General features: G+C 29.8%; 16 protein-coding genes. 8 read left to right on the top strand and 8 right to left on the bottom strand.

Features of this window, described 5'->3' with window-relative positions:
* Window positions 1–60: 60 nt before the first annotated feature.
* Together aldA and GQS57_RS10200 are read right to left on the bottom strand one after the other, a co-directional pair.
* The gene (gene aldA, locus GQS57_RS10205; protein WP_165732761.1) at window positions 61–1,500 is read right to left on the bottom strand and encodes an aldehyde dehydrogenase; all 1,440 of its coding nucleotides are present in this window, start codon (window positions 1,498–1,500) and stop codon (window positions 61–63) included.
* Window positions 1,501–1,902: 402 nt separating this feature from the next.
* Window positions 1,903–2,781, bottom strand: a complete 879-nt coding sequence (locus GQS57_RS10200) for a sugar phosphate nucleotidyltransferase (RefSeq protein WP_165732760.1) — start codon at window positions 2,779–2,781, stop codon at window positions 1,903–1,905.
* A gap of 67 nt (window positions 2,782–2,848) precedes the next feature.
* Between GQS57_RS10200 and GQS57_RS10195 the strand changes: the two genes are divergently transcribed.
* On the top strand, window positions 2,849–3,451 hold the full coding sequence (locus GQS57_RS10195) for an alpha-ketoglutarate-dependent dioxygenase AlkB (RefSeq protein ID WP_165732759.1): 603 nt from the start codon (window positions 2,849–2,851) through the stop codon (window positions 3,449–3,451).
* Window positions 3,452–3,453: 2 nt separating this feature from the next.
* On the opposite strand, the gene GQS57_RS10190 is transcribed toward GQS57_RS10195, so the two are convergent.
* The 3 genes from GQS57_RS10190 to GQS57_RS10180 form a co-directional block, all read right to left on the bottom strand.
* A complete protein-coding gene (locus GQS57_RS10190) occupies window positions 3,454–4,161 on the bottom strand; it encodes a LytTR family DNA-binding domain-containing protein (RefSeq protein ID WP_165732758.1) in 708 nt (235 codons plus the stop codon).
* A gap of 3 nt (window positions 4,162–4,164) precedes the next feature.
* The gene (locus tag GQS57_RS10185) at window positions 4,165–5,208 is read right to left on the bottom strand and encodes a sensor histidine kinase (RefSeq protein WP_165732757.1); all 1,044 of its coding nucleotides are present in this window, start codon (window positions 5,206–5,208) and stop codon (window positions 4,165–4,167) included.
* A gap of 149 nt (window positions 5,209–5,357) precedes the next feature.
* Entirely contained in the window at window positions 5,358–6,371 is a 1,014-nt protein-coding gene (locus tag GQS57_RS10180) for a kelch repeat-containing protein (RefSeq protein WP_165732756.1), read from the bottom strand.
* 248 nt (window positions 6,372–6,619) lie between these two features.
* Between GQS57_RS10180 and GQS57_RS10175 the strand changes: the two genes are divergently transcribed.
* The 7 genes from GQS57_RS10175 (at window position 6,620) to GQS57_RS10145 (ending at window position 14,769) form a co-directional block, all read left to right on the top strand.
* Complete coding sequence (locus GQS57_RS10175) at window positions 6,620–7,939, top strand: DUF4270 family protein (protein WP_165732755.1); 1,320 nt, start codon at window positions 6,620–6,622, stop codon at window positions 7,937–7,939.
* Between the two features lies 1 nt (window position 7,940).
* On the top strand, window positions 7,941–9,185 hold the full coding sequence (locus GQS57_RS10170) for a hypothetical protein (RefSeq protein ID WP_165732754.1): 1,245 nt from the start codon (window positions 7,941–7,943) through the stop codon (window positions 9,183–9,185).
* Between the two features lie 77 nt (window positions 9,186–9,262).
* Window positions 9,263–10,153: a 23S rRNA pseudouridine(2604) synthase RluF gene (rluF, locus tag GQS57_RS10165; RefSeq protein ID WP_165732753.1), complete on the top strand. Its 891-nt coding sequence runs from the start codon at window positions 9,263–9,265 to the stop codon at window positions 10,151–10,153.
* A 319-nt stretch (window positions 10,154–10,472) separates the two neighbouring features.
* Window positions 10,473–11,603: a tRNA guanosine(34) transglycosylase Tgt gene (tgt, locus tag GQS57_RS10160; RefSeq protein ID WP_165732752.1), complete on the top strand. Its 1,131-nt coding sequence runs from the start codon at window positions 10,473–10,475 to the stop codon at window positions 11,601–11,603.
* A gap of 139 nt (window positions 11,604–11,742) precedes the next feature.
* Window positions 11,743–12,840, top strand: a complete 1,098-nt coding sequence (locus GQS57_RS10155) for an LptF/LptG family permease (RefSeq protein WP_165732751.1) — start codon at window positions 11,743–11,745, stop codon at window positions 12,838–12,840.
* Entirely contained in the window at window positions 12,827–13,741 is a 915-nt protein-coding gene (locus GQS57_RS10150; protein ID WP_165732750.1) for a DMT family transporter, read from the top strand. The genes GQS57_RS10155 and GQS57_RS10150 overlap by 14 nt, the downstream gene beginning before the upstream one ends.
* A gap of 74 nt (window positions 13,742–13,815) precedes the next feature.
* Window positions 13,816–14,769, top strand: coding sequence for an acetyl-CoA carboxylase carboxyltransferase subunit alpha (locus tag GQS57_RS10145; protein WP_165732749.1), 954 nt, complete (start codon window positions 13,816–13,818; stop codon window positions 14,767–14,769).
* A 75-nt stretch (window positions 14,770–14,844) separates the two neighbouring features.
* On the opposite strand, the gene GQS57_RS10140 is transcribed toward GQS57_RS10145, so the two are convergent.
* From GQS57_RS10140 to GQS57_RS10130, 3 genes are all read right to left on the bottom strand, one after another.
* Complete coding sequence (locus GQS57_RS10140) at window positions 14,845–15,873, bottom strand: TlpA disulfide reductase family protein (RefSeq protein WP_165732748.1); 1,029 nt, start codon at window positions 15,871–15,873, stop codon at window positions 14,845–14,847.
* 340 nt (window positions 15,874–16,213) lie between these two features.
* Window positions 16,214–16,951: an NYN domain-containing protein gene (locus GQS57_RS10135; protein ID WP_165732747.1), complete on the bottom strand. Its 738-nt coding sequence runs from the start codon at window positions 16,949–16,951 to the stop codon at window positions 16,214–16,216.
* A 147-nt stretch (window positions 16,952–17,098) separates the two neighbouring features.
* Complete coding sequence (locus tag GQS57_RS10130; RefSeq protein ID WP_165732746.1) at window positions 17,099–18,259, bottom strand: DUF3095 family protein; 1,161 nt, start codon at window positions 18,257–18,259, stop codon at window positions 17,099–17,101.
* Window positions 18,260–18,324 lie beyond the last annotated feature (65 nt).

The following is an 18,324-nucleotide window of genomic DNA, read 5'->3' as shown; positions in this document are numbered from 1 at the left end:
AAAGATCTATATTGGGGGGAGATCCTTAAATTAAAAGTGCTTCTATAATATTAAGAAATATTATCTATATTGTGCATAGATAACTTTTGTTTGTAAATATTCTTCCATTCCATGTTTACCATCTGCACCACCTAAACCAGATTTTTTCCAACCTGCGTGGAAACCTTGAATTGCTTCAAAATGCTCTCTGTTAATGTAGGTTTCACCATATTGTAATTCTTCTGCAGCATACATTACTTTGTTAAAGTTTTCTGAGAATATAGATGATGTTAATCCAAATTCACAGTCATTTGCTAAAGCAATTGCTTCGTCAAGAGTACTAAATTTCATCACAGGTAAAACTGGTCCAAAAACTTCTTCTTGAATAATTTGCATGTTTTGAGTTACATTAGTTAATAAAGTTGGTTGATAAAAATATCCTTTATCAAATCCTGGAGTTCTAGTTCCTCCAACAACAACTTCTGCTCCTTCTTTTTTAGCAAATTCTACCATTTCAGAAACCTTATCTAATTGCGCTTTAGAAACCAAAGCACTCATATCTGGATTGTTTTCAGAAAAAGCATCTTCTACTTTTAGAGTTTTCATTTTTGCTGCAACCATGTCTAAAAATTTATCGTGTATAGATTCTTCTACATATAAACGTTCTGCACAGTTACATACTTGTCCGCTAAACGTAATTCTAGAAGTAACAACCGCATTTACAGCCAATTCTAAATTAGCATCTGCACATACAATTGCTGGAGCTTTACCACCTAACTCTAAAGAAACTTTAGTAATGTTTTTAGAGGCGGCTTCCATAACCATTTGACCAGCACCAACACTACCTGTTAAGCTAATAATACCAGTAATAGGACTTTTAGAAAGTGCATTACCAACAATACTACCTTTACCACAAACATAGTTTAATACACCAGCCGGAAGTTTTATTGCTTCTATTAATTTAGCAAATGCCATTACCGTATTTGGTGCAATAGAACTTGGGTTTATTACACATGTATTTCCGGTAATTAAAGAACCAGCAACTTTTCTAGCCATTACAAAGAATGGAAAGTTCCAAGGTAAAATACCTACAGCAACACCAATAGGTGCTTTGTGTAAAAAGATGTGCTCTTTAGTACGGTCACTTTGTATAATTTCTCCTTCTATTCTTCTTGCAAAACCTGCATAATAGTCAAAGTAATCTGCGGTAACATCAATTTCTACTTGTGCTAACCCCATTACTTTTGCTTGCTCTGCTGCTAACGTTTTTGCTAAGAAAATTCTATTCTCACGAATAACATCGGCCATTTTATTTAAATAGTTAGCTCTTTGAATTGCAGGAAGAGATTTCCATGCATGTTGAGAAGCTTGTGCTGCTTCTAAAGCTAATTGAGCATCCTTAACGCTTCCAATAGGCATTAAAGATAACACTTCTTCTGTACAAGGATTTAAAATTTCAATTACTTCTGTAGAGGTCGATTTTACAAATTTTCCGTTGATATACTGTTCAAATTGCTGCATAAAATATTTTTTAATTAATTGTTTTTATATTAAATGAAGTCAAAAAAATAAGATAATTTTTAAGCTTCTTCTGCTACTAACATATTGGTCATAAAAGACATTAAGCAAACTTATAAATATAACTGAGTAAAATTTTATCCATAATATGCAATAATATGTATAATTTAAACATAAGTGTATTTAAAAAGGTATAACAACCCTCTAATAATTACTTGTAGAGATGTTTTTTTGTGAATATTATAAAGTTGGGTTTGTGTATGTTCTATAAATGTTTTGTCTGAATTGTGTTTTTAGTTTCAATTAATATGTTACAATGTAATCTAATTTATATATTGATGATATTTATTAGAATTGAGAGCCTACTGTTAAAATATTTAATTGTTTAGTAACTATCAATTTTTCTTAAATAGAATTCCAATCTAAGCTTGCATAATGTTTTTTTAGATATGCTTTTACAATAACAATATCATCTTTAGAAGATAAGTCTGGTACGTGTTCCGAAAGCGGAATTCCGACAACTTTATTAGTCGTTTCTGTAATGTAATTTAAAAGAGAGCTTTGCATTTCCTTTTCATTTCTAATAGGGTGTACAGGACAATTTTTTAAAAATGGATAAAACTCTTTACCATTAAATTTAAAAATATTCATACTCACTCTTAGCTTTCCGTCTCTGTCATAAAAATTAGGCACCTCTTCTTCTGAAGGTTTTTCAAGAATGTTGATGAGGTTATTTTGATCATCTAATTTTGTCAATGCAAATTTAGAAATTCGTTCTAACGGAAATTCTAAGGTGTCTCTATTATAACTGATAAAAGCATTCTTGTGTTCAGTTTTTCTTAGTGTATAAAGTGCTTCTGTAGAGTATAGATTATCGCTATTGCAAACCGTATAAAATTGATTGTTCAATTCGGGAAATTGTTCTACAGCTTGTAAAAGAGCGTCTGCAGTTCCAAAAGGTTTTACTCTGTCTTTTGGAATATATTGTATGGGAAAAGAAATATTTAATCCTTTAAAATCGTTATTTTTATCCTTACTTCCGTAGAACTCTTTAAACAAACCACCTTCTTCATTGATAACTATATAGATGTTTTTATAACCTGCTTTTTTTGCATTGTACAATAGATAATCTAACACAGGTCTCCCTGTTTTATCTAAACTAATTAAACTTTTACTTCTGTTGTTTGCTTGTGCAGTTTCATTAGAATCTATGGTTTTAGAAGTTGCTGGTTTCTTCATTCTAGAAGAGGCTCCACCAGCTAATATGATCAAGTTATTGTGCATGTAAATTATTGGTTTTTTTTGACTTTTTAAAAGTAATCAATTCAAGTTAAAATTGTATTTTTATTTCATGGATTTATTTTCTTCAGAAACAATACAAAATATTTTACCCTTTGATGGAGTTACAAATTATCACGGAATAATTCTAAATAAAAAGCAGTGTGCGTTTTATTATCAAAAATTAATGGAAACCATCAACTTTAAAAATGATGAAGCAATTATTTTTGGTAAAAAGATATTGACCAAGAGAAAAGTAGCTTGGTACGGAGAGTCAGAATATTCCTATACTTATTCTAAGATAACAAAAACCGCCAATATTTTTACCAAAGAATTGTTAGCTCTTAAAGAAATCGTAGAGCAGGAGAGTGGTGAAACGTATAATTCTTGTTTGTTAAATTTATACCATTCTGGTGATGAAGGAATGGCGTATCATTCCGATGGAGAAAAAATGCTAAAGGAAAACGGAGCTATTGCTTCTTTATCTTTAGGAGCAGATCGTAAGTTTTCTTTTAAACATAAAGAGAACAAACAAAGAGTAGACATTATTTTAGAAAAAGGGAGTTTGTTGGTTATGAAAAAAGGGACACAAACCAATTGGTTGCACAGATTACCGCCAACTAAAAAGGTGAATTCACCTAGAATTAATTTAACTTTTAGAACAATAGAATTGTAATGTTAATTATCAATTTTTTTGATAAAATCGTCTCTATAATTTAACCCAATAGGTATCCAATTATTATCAATAATAATTCTATTTCTTTGCACAGAATAAATATGTTTTATAGAAACAATGTAGGATTTATGCACACGGATAAAATTTAATCTCCCTAATTTTTCTTCAAAACTCTTAAGACTGCTAAGTGTTAAAATAGGTTTTTCTCTATGGGTATGAATTTTAATATAATCTTTTAAAGACTCTATATATTTTATATCTGCTAAGTTTATTTTTAGATTCTCATATTCAGATTTTACAAAAATAAACTCAGGTGTTGTTTCTAAGTTTGTAACAGGTGTTTCTTCTTCTGTTTTAGACTTCAATAAACTTTGTGCTCTTGTTGCCGCTTTTAAAAAGCGATGAAAAGGAATTGGTTTTACTAGGTAGTCGATGGCATTTAAGTTAAAACCTTCTACGGCATAATGAGAGTATGCAGTTGTAAAAATAAATAGTGGTTTGTTGTCTAAAGATTTTATAAAATCGATTCCAGAAAAATCTGGCATTTCTATATCAGTAAAAATTAAATCTATTTTTTGTGCTTGTAAAATGGTTGTTGCTTCAAATCCATTAGAGCAAGAACCTACTAATTCTAAAAACGGAACTTTAGAAATAAAGTCTTCTAATAATTCTAATGCTAGCGGTTCGTCATCAATAATTATACACTTCATTTTTTATTTTTTTAAGTTGATTTTTAGATTTACTTCAAATGATTTTTTAGTATTCGTAATCTCTAAAGTATGCGCGTTTGGGTACAATAAATTTAATCTGTTTTGTATGTTTTCTAAACCAATACCAGAGTCTTTATTTAAAGCATTTTGTAGTGATGATAAATTGTAAACAGCTAAATGTAATTGATCTTCATTTGTAGATATTTTAATAGTAATATCTGTTTTACCTTTATAATCTGTTCCGTATTTAAAGGCATTTTCTATAAAAGAAATAAGAAGCAGAGGTTCTATTTTATAGTTTAAATTTCCATGAACATTTATTTTTACACCACTAGAATCCTTTAATCTTAATAACTGTAAAGAGATGTAATTTTTTATGTATTCTATTTCTTTTTCTAAACAAATATAATCTTCATTGGCCTCGTAAATCATATATCGCATGAGTTCGGATAAGGTAACAATGGCAACGGTAGTATCATCAGATTTTTTATTCGCTAAAGAATAAATACTGTTTAATGTATTAAATAAAAAATGAGGGTTTAACTGTGCTTTTAAAAATGATAATTCAGAATTTACTTTTTGAGAAGCAGCAATAGTTCGTTCTTTTTCAGATTTATACCATTCTGCAACTAGCTTTACACAAGTGCTTAAAGCAAAAAATATCAGCAGTAAAATAGGAGGTCTTAAATTGAAGTTGTTTTCTCTAGGTCCTCTAAAATTGGGATTAAATTGACCTTCGGGAAAAGGCGGTCTTAAAGAAATTTTTAAAGAATATTTCATTATAAAAGTTATAGAAAATATAATTCCTAATGAAATTAAAAGGTATAAAATAATTTTTTTATTCAGTAAAAAATGGGGGATTAGCACTAAATAATTTAAATAAAAAACAGCAATAAAAGTGAAGTTTAAAATATAAAACTCATTCGGAATTGTGCTTAATCTAGCATAAGACTGAATGGCAGTTATCACCAAAAAGAAAATCCATATAAGACAATGGACAATTATTATGGTGTTATTTTTTTTAAATAAAGTACTCAATGTTTTCATTATTTAACAAATGCAAAATTATATGAGACGTTTCTTAAAACTCTCCCAATAAACTGTTGTTTTTATCACAAAAAAGGTTGAAAATTAAGTTACTAGAAATAAGTAGCTTAATTTTCAACCTTAAATATATCTTTTAAGAGTAAGACGTATTAATCATCTTCATTTTCTAATTCATAAGGTCTAAATTCCCAAACATCATCAAAATAATAATTACCGCTTCTACCCATTAATACAAATGCTTTTGTATCAAAAGTAAAAGTAGATGCATTTTGTCTTGCAGAACCTTCAAATACTGGTAACTCTTCCCAAGTATCTGTAGCAGGGCTATATTCCCAAGCATTGGTATTTATAGAACCAGCAATACCCGTAGTTACATATCCTTTTCCGTCTAAAGAAAAAGCTGCACCACTGCTTAAAAGAATACTATAATCGTCATCATCATCTTCATCGTCATCTAAGTCTGTTAAACGTGTCCAAGTGTTACCATTAAAAGCATAAAAATCTTCTTCGTAAGCATTATTATGGATTCCTAAGCCAATATAAGCAACATCATCAATAGTGAAAACAGAAGCATCTTTACGTTTTTGTCCACTAAAACCAACAGATTGTTCCCATGTGTTTGAAGCAACATCATATTTCCAGAAATCTTTTTGTTCGCTACCATCATAACCTGTACCAATATAACCATCGTTACCAATAGAAAAACCAATAGCAGCATATCTTGCAGTTCCTCCAAAATCTGCTTTTTGAGTCCAAGTGTCTGTAGTTGGGTCATATTCCCAAAAATCTTTTAATTCTTCTTCATCAAGTTCGCTATTAAAACCAGTACCTAAATACCCTTTACCATTAATAGAAAAACCTACAGCACTACTTCTTGCAACTCCAGGGAAATCAGCTTTCTTTATCCAGTAATTTTCACTAGAATTATATTCCCAAGTATCAGCTAAAAAATCATCACCATCATAACCTGTAACAAGGTATCCTTTATCACCAATAGTAAAACTTACAGAGTTTGCTCTAGAATCTCCATTAAAAGCAGAACTCTCTACCCAGTTTCCATATTCATCATCGTCATCATCACTACATCCTACAAAAAATAGAGACATTAATAATGTTGCTAAAAAGAGAATACTACTCTTCTTTATTAAATTTGTTTTTCTCATTAGATTTAATTTATTCATTTGCTTAATTATTGGGCAAACTTAAAAGCTAATAAATAGGTAACATTACAAAATAGACAAACAAGGGTATTTTATAGATAAACATGTAAACCAAATGTTAATTTTCTTAAAAGGTGTTAATTATAAGGTTTAGCGGTGTTTTTTATGGGTAAGTCTATAAAAAGAGTCTGTTTATATATTTTATGATTTTTGATGAGAGCTGTCCTAATATTTTTGCTTGAAAAAGTAAAATGAGGTATTTGATTTTTGGTATTATAGGTATTGTCTTTTTAGCATCTTGTGCTACAGATGATACTACTTATGAAGTAGGAAGTGATTTTATTGATAACAATATTCAAGTTAGAATTTTAGATACATTTTCTATAAAAACAGGAACTTTTAAATTAGATTCTTTAATTACGTCTGGTACTAACAGAATTTTAGTGGGTAATGTAGAAGATGGGCATTTAGGTACTTTAACTGCAAAATCTTATCTTCAGTTAATAACCTCTAATTTTTCTATAAGTACAGATGCGGTGTATGATTCTATAGGGATGATTTTAAATTATGATAATTACTATTATGGAGATACTACAAAAGTACAAACCTATACATTACATAGAATTACAGAAACAGTAGAGCCAGAAGACGATGCTACTAGTTTTTACAATACATCTTCCTTAGAATACGATGCTGCAATTTTAGGGCAACTTTCATTTACGCCAAGACCTAATAGACCTACAGATTCTTTATTTGTTAAAATGGATGACCTTTTAGGAGAAGAAATTTTTGATAAAATTGTAGACAATGATATTAATAACACAGACGATTTTTTACAATATTTTAAAGGATTGGTAATTGCGCCAGATACGTCTGTAAGTAGCCATGTTTTAGGTTTTAATGCACAAACTACAACAGGTGTAGGGAATTCTATGATGCGATTGTATTATTCTATAAATGATGATGACAGTGAAGATAATGATTATTACATAGATTTTGTAATTTCTTCAGCAGGGCAACAGTTTAATGAAATAAAATCGGATTTGTCTAGTACCGTTTTAGGCGATTTTGAAGATGGTGAAGAAATAAAATTAAGTACAACCACAGATAATTTATTGTTTGCACAATCTGGAACAGGAATTTCAGCGAGAATAGAAATGCCTTCTATTAAAAGACTTTCTGAGTTGTATGAAAATGCTGCTACTTTAAGTGCCGAATTAACCTTTAGTCCCTTAAAGGGGAGTTATAGTGATGATAATCCGCTGCCAGAATACTTGTCGGTTTATATTGTAGATCATAAGAATAGAATTATACAACAACTTACGGATATAGATGGTAATACAGCTTCTGCAATTTTAATAGAAGATACAGATGAATTTAATGAAGATACTTATTACTACGTTAATTTAAGTGGATTTGTAGAGCAAATTTTATACTCAGATACCGATTTAAATTATGCCTTAATGATTCAGTCGGGAAACTTCTCTAAAGAAGTAAATAATGTAGTTATAGAAAATAACGCAAGTACTAATAGAGAAGTAAAATTATCAGTAAAATATTTAAACTATTAAGATGAGAAAAAAGATATTATTACTAGTATTAGTAGTTTCAGGACACGCTTTGTTTGCTCAAAGTAATACAAATACACCCTATTCTTTATTTGGTTTAGGTGTAGAAAATAAAACAGCCACAGGAGGTTTAACCGGTTTAGGAAACACAGGTATTGCACAAGCTAATCCGTTTGAAATAAATTTATTTAACCCAGCGAGTTTAAGTAGTATTTTACCAAAGTCTTTTTTATATGAATTTGGTTTAAACGGTACATATTCTACCTTACAAACAAGCAGTGTTAGTGAAAGTACTAGCAATGGAAACATCTCTCATCTAGCAATTGCGTTTCCTATAAAACAAGGTTGGGGTATGAGTATTGGTTTGCTTCCGTATACAAAAACGGGATACAATATAGATGTAGAAAATGCCATTGAAGGTTCTGCAGACACCTATATTACAAGAATAACAGGAGAAGGAGGTTTAAATAAATTTTATTTATCTACCGGTTTTAAAGTGATTAAAAATTTATCTTTTGGTGTAGATGTGTCTTTTCTTTTTGGATCTATCAATCAAGAAAGTATAGTGTATACAGGTTCTTTAGTTTCTATCAGTGATCAAAATCATTACGGAGGCGTAAAGTTAAAAACAGGATTGCAATATAAATTACCATCAATTAAAGGTTTCGAAAACACTATTGGCGCTACGTTAGAATCGCCTTCATCTTTAGGAGGATCGCAAACCAGAACTTCTTACAAAACATCATCAAGCGGAACATCAATAAGTATAGAAGAGGATGTAGAAAATGATTTAGAGAATTTCGAATTGCCATTTTCCTACGGAGTAGGACTTACTTCTGTAATCAATAAAAAAATTACTACAAGTTTAGATTACCGAAAATTACTTTGGAGCGACACTGCACAACCGCAAAATAACGAAAGTTATGCAGACCAATCTATCTATGCTTTTGGTGTAGAATATGTATCTACATCAAAAAAATATAATTATTGGTCTAATATAAAATATAGAGCAGGTTTTAATTATAATACAGGTTTTTTAAAGATTTCTAACCAACAAATAGATAGTTATTTTATATCTTTTGGGGTAGGTTTACCAATGAAAAAGTATAGTAATGATAATTTTAATATTTCTTATTCTTACGGTAGAGAAGGTACTTTAGATAGCAACTTGATTCAAGAAAACTTTCATAAAATTACTTTAAACCTAAACTTTGTTGGTCAATGGTTTAATAAAAAGAAAATAGATTAAACAAATAGCTTTGTAATTTAAAATAAGTGCGGTAATCCCTTTAAATAATTTGTATTTTTGCACAAAATTATTTTCTTTTGGATACTACAAATCAAAAATCGACAAACCTTAATAAATATATCAGCTCATCTGGTATGTGCTCTCGTAGAGAAGCAGAAAAATTTATAAATGAAGGTAGAGTTACCATCAACGGTAAACCAACGCAATTAGGAAACAGAGTTGCTAAAAAAGATGTTGTAAAGTTAGACGGACGATTAGTAGAACCTAAAAATGTTACGCTATATATTGCCTTAAATAAGCCGGTAGGTATAGTTTCTACTACCGATGATAGAGAGCCAAATAACATTGTAAAACACGTAAATTATCCAGAAAGACTATTTCCTATTGGACGTTTAGATAAACCGTCTGAAGGATTAATTTTTTTAACAAATGATGGAGATATCGTTAACAAGATTCTACGTGCGGGTAACAACCACGAGAAAGAATATTTTGTTTCTGTAGACAAATCTATTACAGATGATTTTATTGATAAAATGGGGAGTGGAATTCCTATTTTAGGTACTATGACAAAAAAATGTTTGGTAGAAAAAGTAAGCGATAAAATTTTCAAAATTATTTTAACGCAAGGATTAAACCGCCAAATTCGTAGAATGTGCGAATACTTAGATTACGAAGTAACTAAGTTAAAACGTACTAGAATAATGAATGTTGAGCTTGGTTATCTACAATCTGGAGATTGGCGAGAATTAACAGATGAAGAGATGAAAGAAATTAATAAAATGATTTCTAGTTCATCAAAAACTCAAGAAGCATCTGCAGTTAAAGAGAAGCCTAAAAAGCAAGTTTCTAAGAAAAAGGCAGCGCCAACTAAAAACGATTTCAATAAAAAAAGTGCTTCTTTTAGAAAATCATCTCCAAAAAGTAAAAGAAATAACGCTGGTGCTTCCTCTAAAAAGAAACGCTGGTAATCTTTTTTGGGCGTTACCTTGCAGGTCAGGCTTTACGCTATATCTTTTTTTATAATTTTATGCAAAAGCATTAAAATTATAAAAAAAGGATGCCGCTTCAATCCTTAACGCACATTTTAGCCAACCAAAATAAAGCCATAATTTTTTGCCTTTTTTATAACAGTTCATTTTATTTATCAATTCTTAAATAATAGTATCTTTGCAGGCAATGAAACGGAATTTATTTTAAAAAATAAATAAATGAGAGGACCAGATAATTATATCGGTTCTAAAGTTTTGTAATTAATTATAGTTACAAAAATCATCAAAAATTAAACGATTGAAATTCGACTTAAAAATTACCGACCCAAAAAGTAAGGCAAGAGCAGGAGTAATAACTACTGATCACGGAGTAATAGAAACTCCTATCTTTATGCCTGTGGGAACTGTTGGAACCGTAAAAGGAGTACATCAAACAGAATTAAAAAACGACATAAATCCTGATATTATTTTAGGAAACACGTATCACTTATATTTACGTCCTGGTTTAGATATTTTAGAAAAAGCAGGTGGTTTGCACAAATTTATGAATTGGGATAGAAATATTCTTACAGATTCTGGTGGTTACCAAGTATATTCTCTTTCTGGAAGAAGAAAAATTAACGAAGAAGGGGTAAAGTTTAAAAGTCATATAGATGGTTCTACGCATCATTTTACACCAGAAAATGTAATGGAAACCCAAAGAACTATTGGTGCAGACATTATTATGGCGTTTGATGAGTGTACACCATATCCTTGTGATTATAATTATGCAAAAAGATCTATGCATATGACACATAGATGGTTGACTAGATGTATCAATCATTTAGATAAATTACCTTATAAATACGGTTTCGAGCAAACTTTTATGCCAATTGTACAAGGTAGTACGTATAAAGATTTACGTAGACAATCTGCAGAATATATTGCAAATTCAGGTCAGCAAGCAAATGCAATTGGAGGTCTTTCAGTTGGGGAACCAGCAGAAGAAATGTATGCAATGACAGAAGTTGTTACAGAAATTTTACCAGAAGACAAACCAAGATATTTAATGGGAGTTGGTACGCCAATTAACATTTTAGAAAACATTGCTTTGGGTATAGATATGTTCGATTGTGTAATGCCAACAAGAAATGCTAGAAACGGTATGTTGTTTACAGCACACGGTTCTATCAATATAAAAAATAAAAAGTGGGCAGAAGATTTTAGTCCAATAGACGATATGGGAATTACAGGAGTAGACACCATGTATTCTAAAGCCTATTTACGCCATTTATTTGCAGCAAAAGAAATGTTAGGAAAACAGATTGCCTCAATTCATAATTTAGGTTTTTATGTTTGGTTAACACGTGAAGCAAGAAAACATATCATAGCAGGAGACTTTAGAGAGTGGAAAGATATGATGGTAAAACAAATGGATAAACGTCTTTAAAAAGTAAGCACTGAGCAGTCTCAGTTTACAGTTAGAATAGTAACGTTTTAAGAAAGAATTAGAATAAAAAATAATATAATAAGTAAAAAAAATCACTTCGTAAAAGTCCTTCCCTTCGGGAAGGATTTAGGATGGGCTTATGAAAATAATAGACTGGTACATATTAAAACGATTTTTGGTAACTTTCTTGTTCACCTTATTAATCTTGATTCCTATTGCTATTGCCATAGATATATCAGAAAAGATTGATAACTTTTTAGAGCATGCAGATTTAGGATTGTACCAAATTATAGATGAATATTACAAGAATTTTATCATCTATTATGCCAATACATTTATGCCTTTGGCATTATTTATTGCTGTAATTTTATTTACTTCTAAACTATCTAATAATACAGAAATTATTGCCATTACAAATGCAAGAGTTTCATTCACACGTTTTTTATATCCTTATTTTGTTGGAGCTACCTTAGTTACAATTATTTCTTTAGGGATGAATCATTTTGTGGTACCTAATAGTAGTAAGGAACGGAAAAAGTTTGAAAGAGAGTATATTAAAAGTAGCAGGCAAAAGCACGAGTTAAAATATGTAAGAGAATTTAGTTTGCAACTTACTGATAGCACTTACATCTTTATACGTAGTTTTGATACAGAATCTAATTCAGGTTATGATTTTACATCAGAAGTATATGATGGTATAGAAATGAAATCGAAACTAGTTGCTGATAGAATAAGTTATAAAAAAACCGATTCTACTTCTATTTTTACCTTATCTAATTGGAAATTACGTAAAATTTTTAACGATAGAGACAGTATTTTTTCTGGATCTAAAATAGATACTGTTTTTAACTTTACTCCAAGAGATTTAATTTATAAATCTGCTTTAGCTCAAGAAATGCCTTCTGGAGAATTACAAGAATTTATTGGAGTTTCTAAAAAGAGAGGTGTTAAAAATTTAAATGCATATCTGGTGGAGTTTTATAAAAGAACAAGCTTACCAATAGCTTCTTATATTTTAACTATTATTGCCGTTGCTTTGGCTTTTAGAAAAAGAAGAGGTGGTACTGGAGTCAATTTGGCTATAGGAATTGGATTAATGTTTATGTATGTTTTCTTAATGAAAATAGCTGAGGTTTTAGGTGCTGTTGCGGGGGTTAACTCGCTACTGTATGTTTGGCTTCCAAATATTGTTTTTGGCTGTGTAGCTATTTATCTCTACTATAATGCAAGAAAATAAGTTAAACAATTATTTACAGTTACACCTTATTGTTTTTATTTGGGGGTTTACTGCAATTTTAGGCGCATTAATTAGTTTAGATGCCATTCCGTTAGTTTGGTACAGAATGTCTTTAGCAGTAGTTTTTATTGTACTTTATTTTATTATCAAAAAGAAATCATTTAAAGTTGACAAAAAAGGACTTGCAAAGTTCTTTGTAACAGGAGTTATCATTGCGCTGCATTGGATTTTTTTCTTTAAAGCCATAAAGGTTTCTAATGTTTCTGTTGCGCTAGTAACTATAAGTACCGGTGCATTTTTTGCCGCTTTAATAGAACCTATTTTCTATAAAAGAAGAATTAATCCATTAGAAATGGTGTTGGGCTTAATTGTTATTTTTGGGCTTTATATCATCTTTAATTTTGAGAGTCAATATAAATTAGGAATCATCTATGCGTTAATTGCATCTTTTTTAAGTGCATTGTTTTCTGTGTTTAATGGCCTTTTTATTAAAGAGTATGCTGCAAATACAATATCATTATATCAATTAGTTTTTGGGGTGCTTTTTATAACTGTTTATCTTTTAGTTACAAATGGTTTCTCGGTCTCTTTTTTTATAATTCCAACTTCAGATTGGATATACCTTTTAATTTTAAGTAGTATTTGTACGGCGTATGCGTTTATAGCTTCTGTTAAAATAATGAAATACATATCTCCATATACGGTAATGCTAACCATTAATTTAGAACCTATTTATGCAATTGTTTTAGCGTTATTTATATTTGGTGAAAAAGAAAAAATGAATCCAGAATTTTATTTTGGAGCATTTATAGTACTCTTTGTAGTTTTATTAAACGGAATTATAAAGAATAAAACGGTGATAAGAAATAAGATTAAAGCAAAGACTGTTAGAAAAAAGTAACTTCTTTTTAAAAAAAACAACTAATTTTATAGTATGTTTGTCTATTCAAACAACTAAAATCAAATAATTACAATATGGAATATTTAGATTTTGAAATGCCTATTAAAGAGCTTTTAGATCAATTAGATAAGTGTGAAATTATCGGTAAAGAAAGTGATGTAGATGTAAGTGCTACTTGTAAGAAAATCGAAAAGAAATTAGATAAAGCTAAGAAAGATATATATAAGAACTTAACCCCTTGGCAAAGAGTTCAATTATCTAGGCACCCTAATAGACCTTATACTTTAGATTATATTAAAGCTATTTGCGGAAATACCTTTATGGAGCTCCATGGAGATAGAAATGTAAAGGATGATAAAGCCATGATTGGTGGTTTAGGTAAAATTGGAGATCAGTCTTTTATGTTTATTGGTCAACAAAAAGGATACAACACAAAAACGCGTCAGTATAGAAACTTTGGGATGGCAAATCCTGAAGGTTACAGAAAAGCATTGCGTTTAATGAAAATGGCAGAGAAATTTGGTATTCCTGTGGTTACTTTATTAGATACACCTGGTGCATATCCTGGTTTAGAAGCAGAAGAGCGTGGACAAGGAGAAGCTATTGCTAGAAATATTCTAGAAATGACTCGTTTAAAAACACCAATTATTACGGTTGTTATTGGTGAAGGAGCATCTGGTGGTGCTGTAGGTATTGGAGTAGGAGATAGAGTTTATATGATGGAAAATACTTGGTATACTGTTATTTCTCCAGAATCTTGTTCTTCTATTTTATGGAGAAGTTGGGAGTATAAAGAACAAGCTGCTGCTGCATTAAAGTTAACAGGTACAGATATGAAGAAGTTAAAATTAATTGACGGAATTATAGCGGAACCAATAGGTGGAGCACATACCGATAGAGAAGGAGCTTTTAAAGCGGTACAAGAACAAATTCTTACTGCATTTGATGAGTTAAAAGATTTAAATGATACAGATTTAGTTTCTCAAAGAATGGATAAATATGCTGCAATGGGAGTTTACAAAGAGTAACCTCTTATTACTAAGCACAAAAAAAGGCGAAATCTACATGTAGATTTCGCCTTTTTTTTATGAATTTATATTTAATTATATGTCTAAAGACTCTAATAAAGATTTTAATCTAGGATCTGAAGGTCTTGGAGCATTTGCTTCTACAATGTTTCCTTGTGGATCAATTAAAATAAATCTTGGAATACCAGATATTTGGTATGCTTGCTGAAAACTAAAATCTTGCCCTGCCCAAAGTTGAACACCACTTAAATCTTTTTCTTTTACAAAGTCTCTCCATTTTTTTTCTGCAGCTTCCCAAGAACCACCACTTCTTCTAGATTCATCAGTAGAAATACTAATAAATTCTATATTTTTATTATGAAATTCTTTTTCTATACTTTTTAAAGAAGGTATTTCTCTAATACAAGGTCCGCACCAAGTAGCCCAAACATCTATATATACATATTTTCCTTTAAAAGAATCCAAAGATTTTTTTCCACCTTTAACATCTACATAGTCTTCAAATTTAGGAGAAGCATTTCCTTTTCCCATACTTTTGTTTGATATATACGTTTTTTCAAAGTACTCAAACATTTGTGTATTTTGTTTAGTAGCCATATCTACTAAAGAACTATCTAAATCATTATAAGAAGATAGAATACTATCAAAATCTTTTTTTAATGAGGTCATTTTAGTATCAAAAGCTTCTTGGTCTAAAGCAAAAAGGTCTGCAGGATTTCCTATGTTTTCACTTTGTTCTAATTGTGCAATGATAAAATTAGAGTTAGAAGATCCAGCTCCTGAATACTTGAAGCTTTTCATGAATTCTTCAGAATCACCTTTTACTGTAATGTCAAACCCATTTTTTAAATATAATGGAGCTCTTTTTTGAGCACTAGTTTGAAATGTATAAACATCTACTTTTGGCACTTTTAATGTATCTTTAAAAGAACCGTCTTTATTAATTGTAATTGTTTTAAGGATACCTGTTCTACTAGAAATTGTTAGAATAGAATCTGTGTTATTTTCTAATTTACCAGATAAAGAAACGTATTCTTTAGAATGTTCTTTTGTACAAGAAGCAATTGCTAATAGTGTAAAAAGTGCAAGTGTTAATTTTTTCATTTTTTTTATGCTTAAATTTAATTACAAATATATGGTATATGTGTAAATAAAATAGTTAAATAATTTACAAGAATGCAATCGAGATTACTTTTAAAATATCAATTTAAAAAATTAGGAGCCTTTTTATTTATATTCTCTTCCATTAGATTTCACTAAAATTAAAGAATTTTTCTTCGGATAAAAAAGTAAGCACTTTTGAATACTTGAATGAAAAAAATAAAAAAACTCTAGGTCTTATTTAGTTGATAAGATCTAGAGTTTTATAGTAGAAGAAAACGATGTTTTACAATATGATATTATTGCAACTTCAGAATTTATTGATTTAAGCTAATTGCTTAAATTATTTATTTTTCACAAAAATTAATTTATGTCTGCTCTTTGAGTTCTCTCTTTGGTCTAAATCAAATTTACCAATAGACTTAATAAGCGGAGTTAATTTGTCAAAACCATAATTTCTTGAGTCGAAATTGGGTTGTTTTTTCTGAAGTAAACTACCTACATCACCAAGAAAAGCCCAACCTTCTTCATCAGATAAATCTGAAATTGTTGAAGAGATTAGTTTAATTACTTTTGTTGTTATTTTATCAACACTATCTTTTTCATTGTCTTTGGTACTAATACTTTCTTTCTTTTCAGTTTGCTTTCTTAGAATTTCTATATAAATAAATTTATCACAAGCAACAATAAAAGGTGTGGGTGTTTTTTTCTCTCCAATACCAATAACTTGCTGTCCTGCTTCTCTTAATCTAGTGGCTAATTTTGTAAAATCGCTATCGCTAGAAACTAAGCAAAAACCATTTACTTTTTCTGAATATAGAATATCCATTGCATCAATAATCATTGCGGAATCAGTAGCATTTTTTCCTGTAGTATATGCGTATTGCTGTATAGGTGTAATAGCATTTTGTAATAGTAAATTTTTCCATTTAGACAAATGCGGACTCGTCCAATCTCCATAAATTCTTTTAATAGTTGGGTTGCCATATTTTGCAATTTCTTCCATCATTTCCTTAACGTGAGCAGACGGTATGTTGTCTCCGTCTATAAGTACTGCTAAATTTATATTGTTTTGGGCCATTTTATTGTTTTGTAATTGTAGCGAATAGAAGTATGTTCGGTGTCTTCAATTCTATTAATTATAATTTAAAAAGTAAAGTTAGTTTTTTGGTTTCATAAAATCAACAAGTACTAAATATTTGTTTTTTATGAAAATAGAACAATCAAACTAATTTAAAGCCTTCATTTTTATTTTAAACATTTTGGCAGCAGATGTGTAACCTCCTTCTGTACCGTCTACAAAGTGTGCGTGTTTTGTTTTTCTGTCTAATACGTAACAAGACATTACGGAGGCGTGTGTTACATGAATGCCGTAAACAATTTTATTTTCTTTTTCTAGTTGATTCAGGTAGATTATAAATAAGTCTGTTTTAGGTTGTTCTGCTGTAAATATTGTATTAATCATACCGTCTAACATAAATGTATGTGATAATTGACCAATTTGATTTAAGTATTGCTTTCCGTCTTCAGACATATTAAAATACCATTTACCAATTAAAGTTTTAAACCAATTTTTTAATAAATATTTTAAGTTCTTATTGGCGAGTGTCACTTTCATTTCTTCCCATATTTTAGAAATGCTAAAATTTAATTTTAAGTTTTTCGATTTTATAGGTTGCCTGTTGTTAAAGGTGCCAAAAATAGTGTCCATTTTTGTAAGTACATCTCTATAAATAGCTCTTTGATCATTTTCGTTTACCGTGTCTAACAATAAACAAATCACTTTTTTTTGGGTTTGTCTTGGGTTTATTTCTTTCCATCTACATTCCATCCCTTCTAGGTTTAAAAGGTCTTTTTTAAAATCAATATCTTCTATTTTTGTAAAAGTACTTTTAATGATTTCTTCTGCTTTTTTTAAACCGTTTCCTAAAATAATAGGAATTGCTAATTGATCTGTTAGTTGGTGTTTTACTATTTTTAAATTAGCTTTTTTTTCTGATAATTCTGCTATAGAAATATGCCCAACCCTAAGTGTTAAATCGATGTTTTTTTTAATATGAAGACTGTAGTTTTCTAAAACCAAGGTAATTTTATTTAGAAGTAACGCTGGTATAATAAAAGTAGCGCCATCTCCTCCAAAAAAATAAGGAATTTCTATGTTTTTTTTCTCTTTTCTGATGGTGTTTAATACAGAGATTATGGCTCCGGTTGCTGTTAAGTTTATTTGATGATGTTTGCCTTCGTCAACAGCTTTCGTAGAATTTTTAACATCAACAACTACTACATGCCAAGTATTTGGTAATTCTGAGAAATCAGATTCATCTGCTAATAAATCGACTAGTGTTTTACTTGAGCTTTTTAATTGGGTGTAGTATTTTATATTTTCCATTAGTGTAAATACAGATTAATGAGATATATGTGTCGTCTGCTAAGTTAGTTTTTTTTTAAATAAAT

Origin of the sequence: Polaribacter sp. 20A6 (assembly GCF_011378915.1) — a bacterium.
In the GTDB taxonomy this organism is placed as follows: Bacteria; Bacteroidota; Bacteroidia; order Flavobacteriales; family Flavobacteriaceae; genus Polaribacter; species Polaribacter sejongensis.
Note: the sequence above shows the minus strand (reverse complement) of the source record. Positions and strands in the feature narration are given on the sequence as shown.

Excerpts from the sequence above, each read along its gene's own strand:
- aldA (WP_165732761.1), bottom strand. The coding sequence starts at position 1,500 with ATGCAGCAATTTGAACAGTATATCAACGGAAAATTTGTAAAATCGACC.
- GQS57_RS10200 (WP_165732760.1), bottom strand. The coding sequence starts at position 2,781 with ATGCACAATAACTTGATCATATTAGCTGGTGGAGCCTCTTCTAGAATG.
- GQS57_RS10195 (WP_165732759.1), top strand. The coding sequence starts at position 2,849 with ATGGATTTATTTTCTTCAGAAACAATACAAAATATTTTACCCTTTGAT.
- GQS57_RS10190 (WP_165732758.1), bottom strand. The coding sequence starts at position 4,161 with ATGAAGTGTATAATTATTGATGACGAACCGCTAGCATTAGAATTATTA.
- GQS57_RS10185 (WP_165732757.1), bottom strand. The coding sequence starts at position 5,208 with ATGAAAACATTGAGTACTTTATTTAAAAAAAATAACACCATAATAATT.
- GQS57_RS10180 (WP_165732756.1), bottom strand. The coding sequence starts at position 6,371 with ATGAGAAAAACAAATTTAATAAAGAAGAGTAGTATTCTCTTTTTAGCA.
- GQS57_RS10175 (WP_165732755.1), top strand. The coding sequence starts at position 6,620 with ATGAGGTATTTGATTTTTGGTATTATAGGTATTGTCTTTTTAGCATCT.
- GQS57_RS10170 (WP_165732754.1), top strand. The coding sequence starts at position 7,941 with ATGAGAAAAAAGATATTATTACTAGTATTAGTAGTTTCAGGACACGCT.
- GQS57_RS10155 (WP_165732751.1), top strand. The coding sequence starts at position 11,743 with ATGAAAATAATAGACTGGTACATATTAAAACGATTTTTGGTAACTTTC.
- GQS57_RS10150 (WP_165732750.1), top strand. The coding sequence starts at position 12,827 with ATGCAAGAAAATAAGTTAAACAATTATTTACAGTTACACCTTATTGTT.
- GQS57_RS10145 (WP_165732749.1), top strand. The coding sequence starts at position 13,816 with ATGGAATATTTAGATTTTGAAATGCCTATTAAAGAGCTTTTAGATCAA.
- GQS57_RS10140 (WP_165732748.1), bottom strand. The coding sequence starts at position 15,873 with ATGAAAAAATTAACACTTGCACTTTTTACACTATTAGCAATTGCTTCT.
- GQS57_RS10135 (WP_165732747.1), bottom strand. The coding sequence starts at position 16,951 with ATGGCCCAAAACAATATAAATTTAGCAGTACTTATAGACGGAGACAAC.
- GQS57_RS10130 (WP_165732746.1), bottom strand. The coding sequence starts at position 18,259 with ATGGAAAATATAAAATACTACACCCAATTAAAAAGCTCAAGTAAAACA.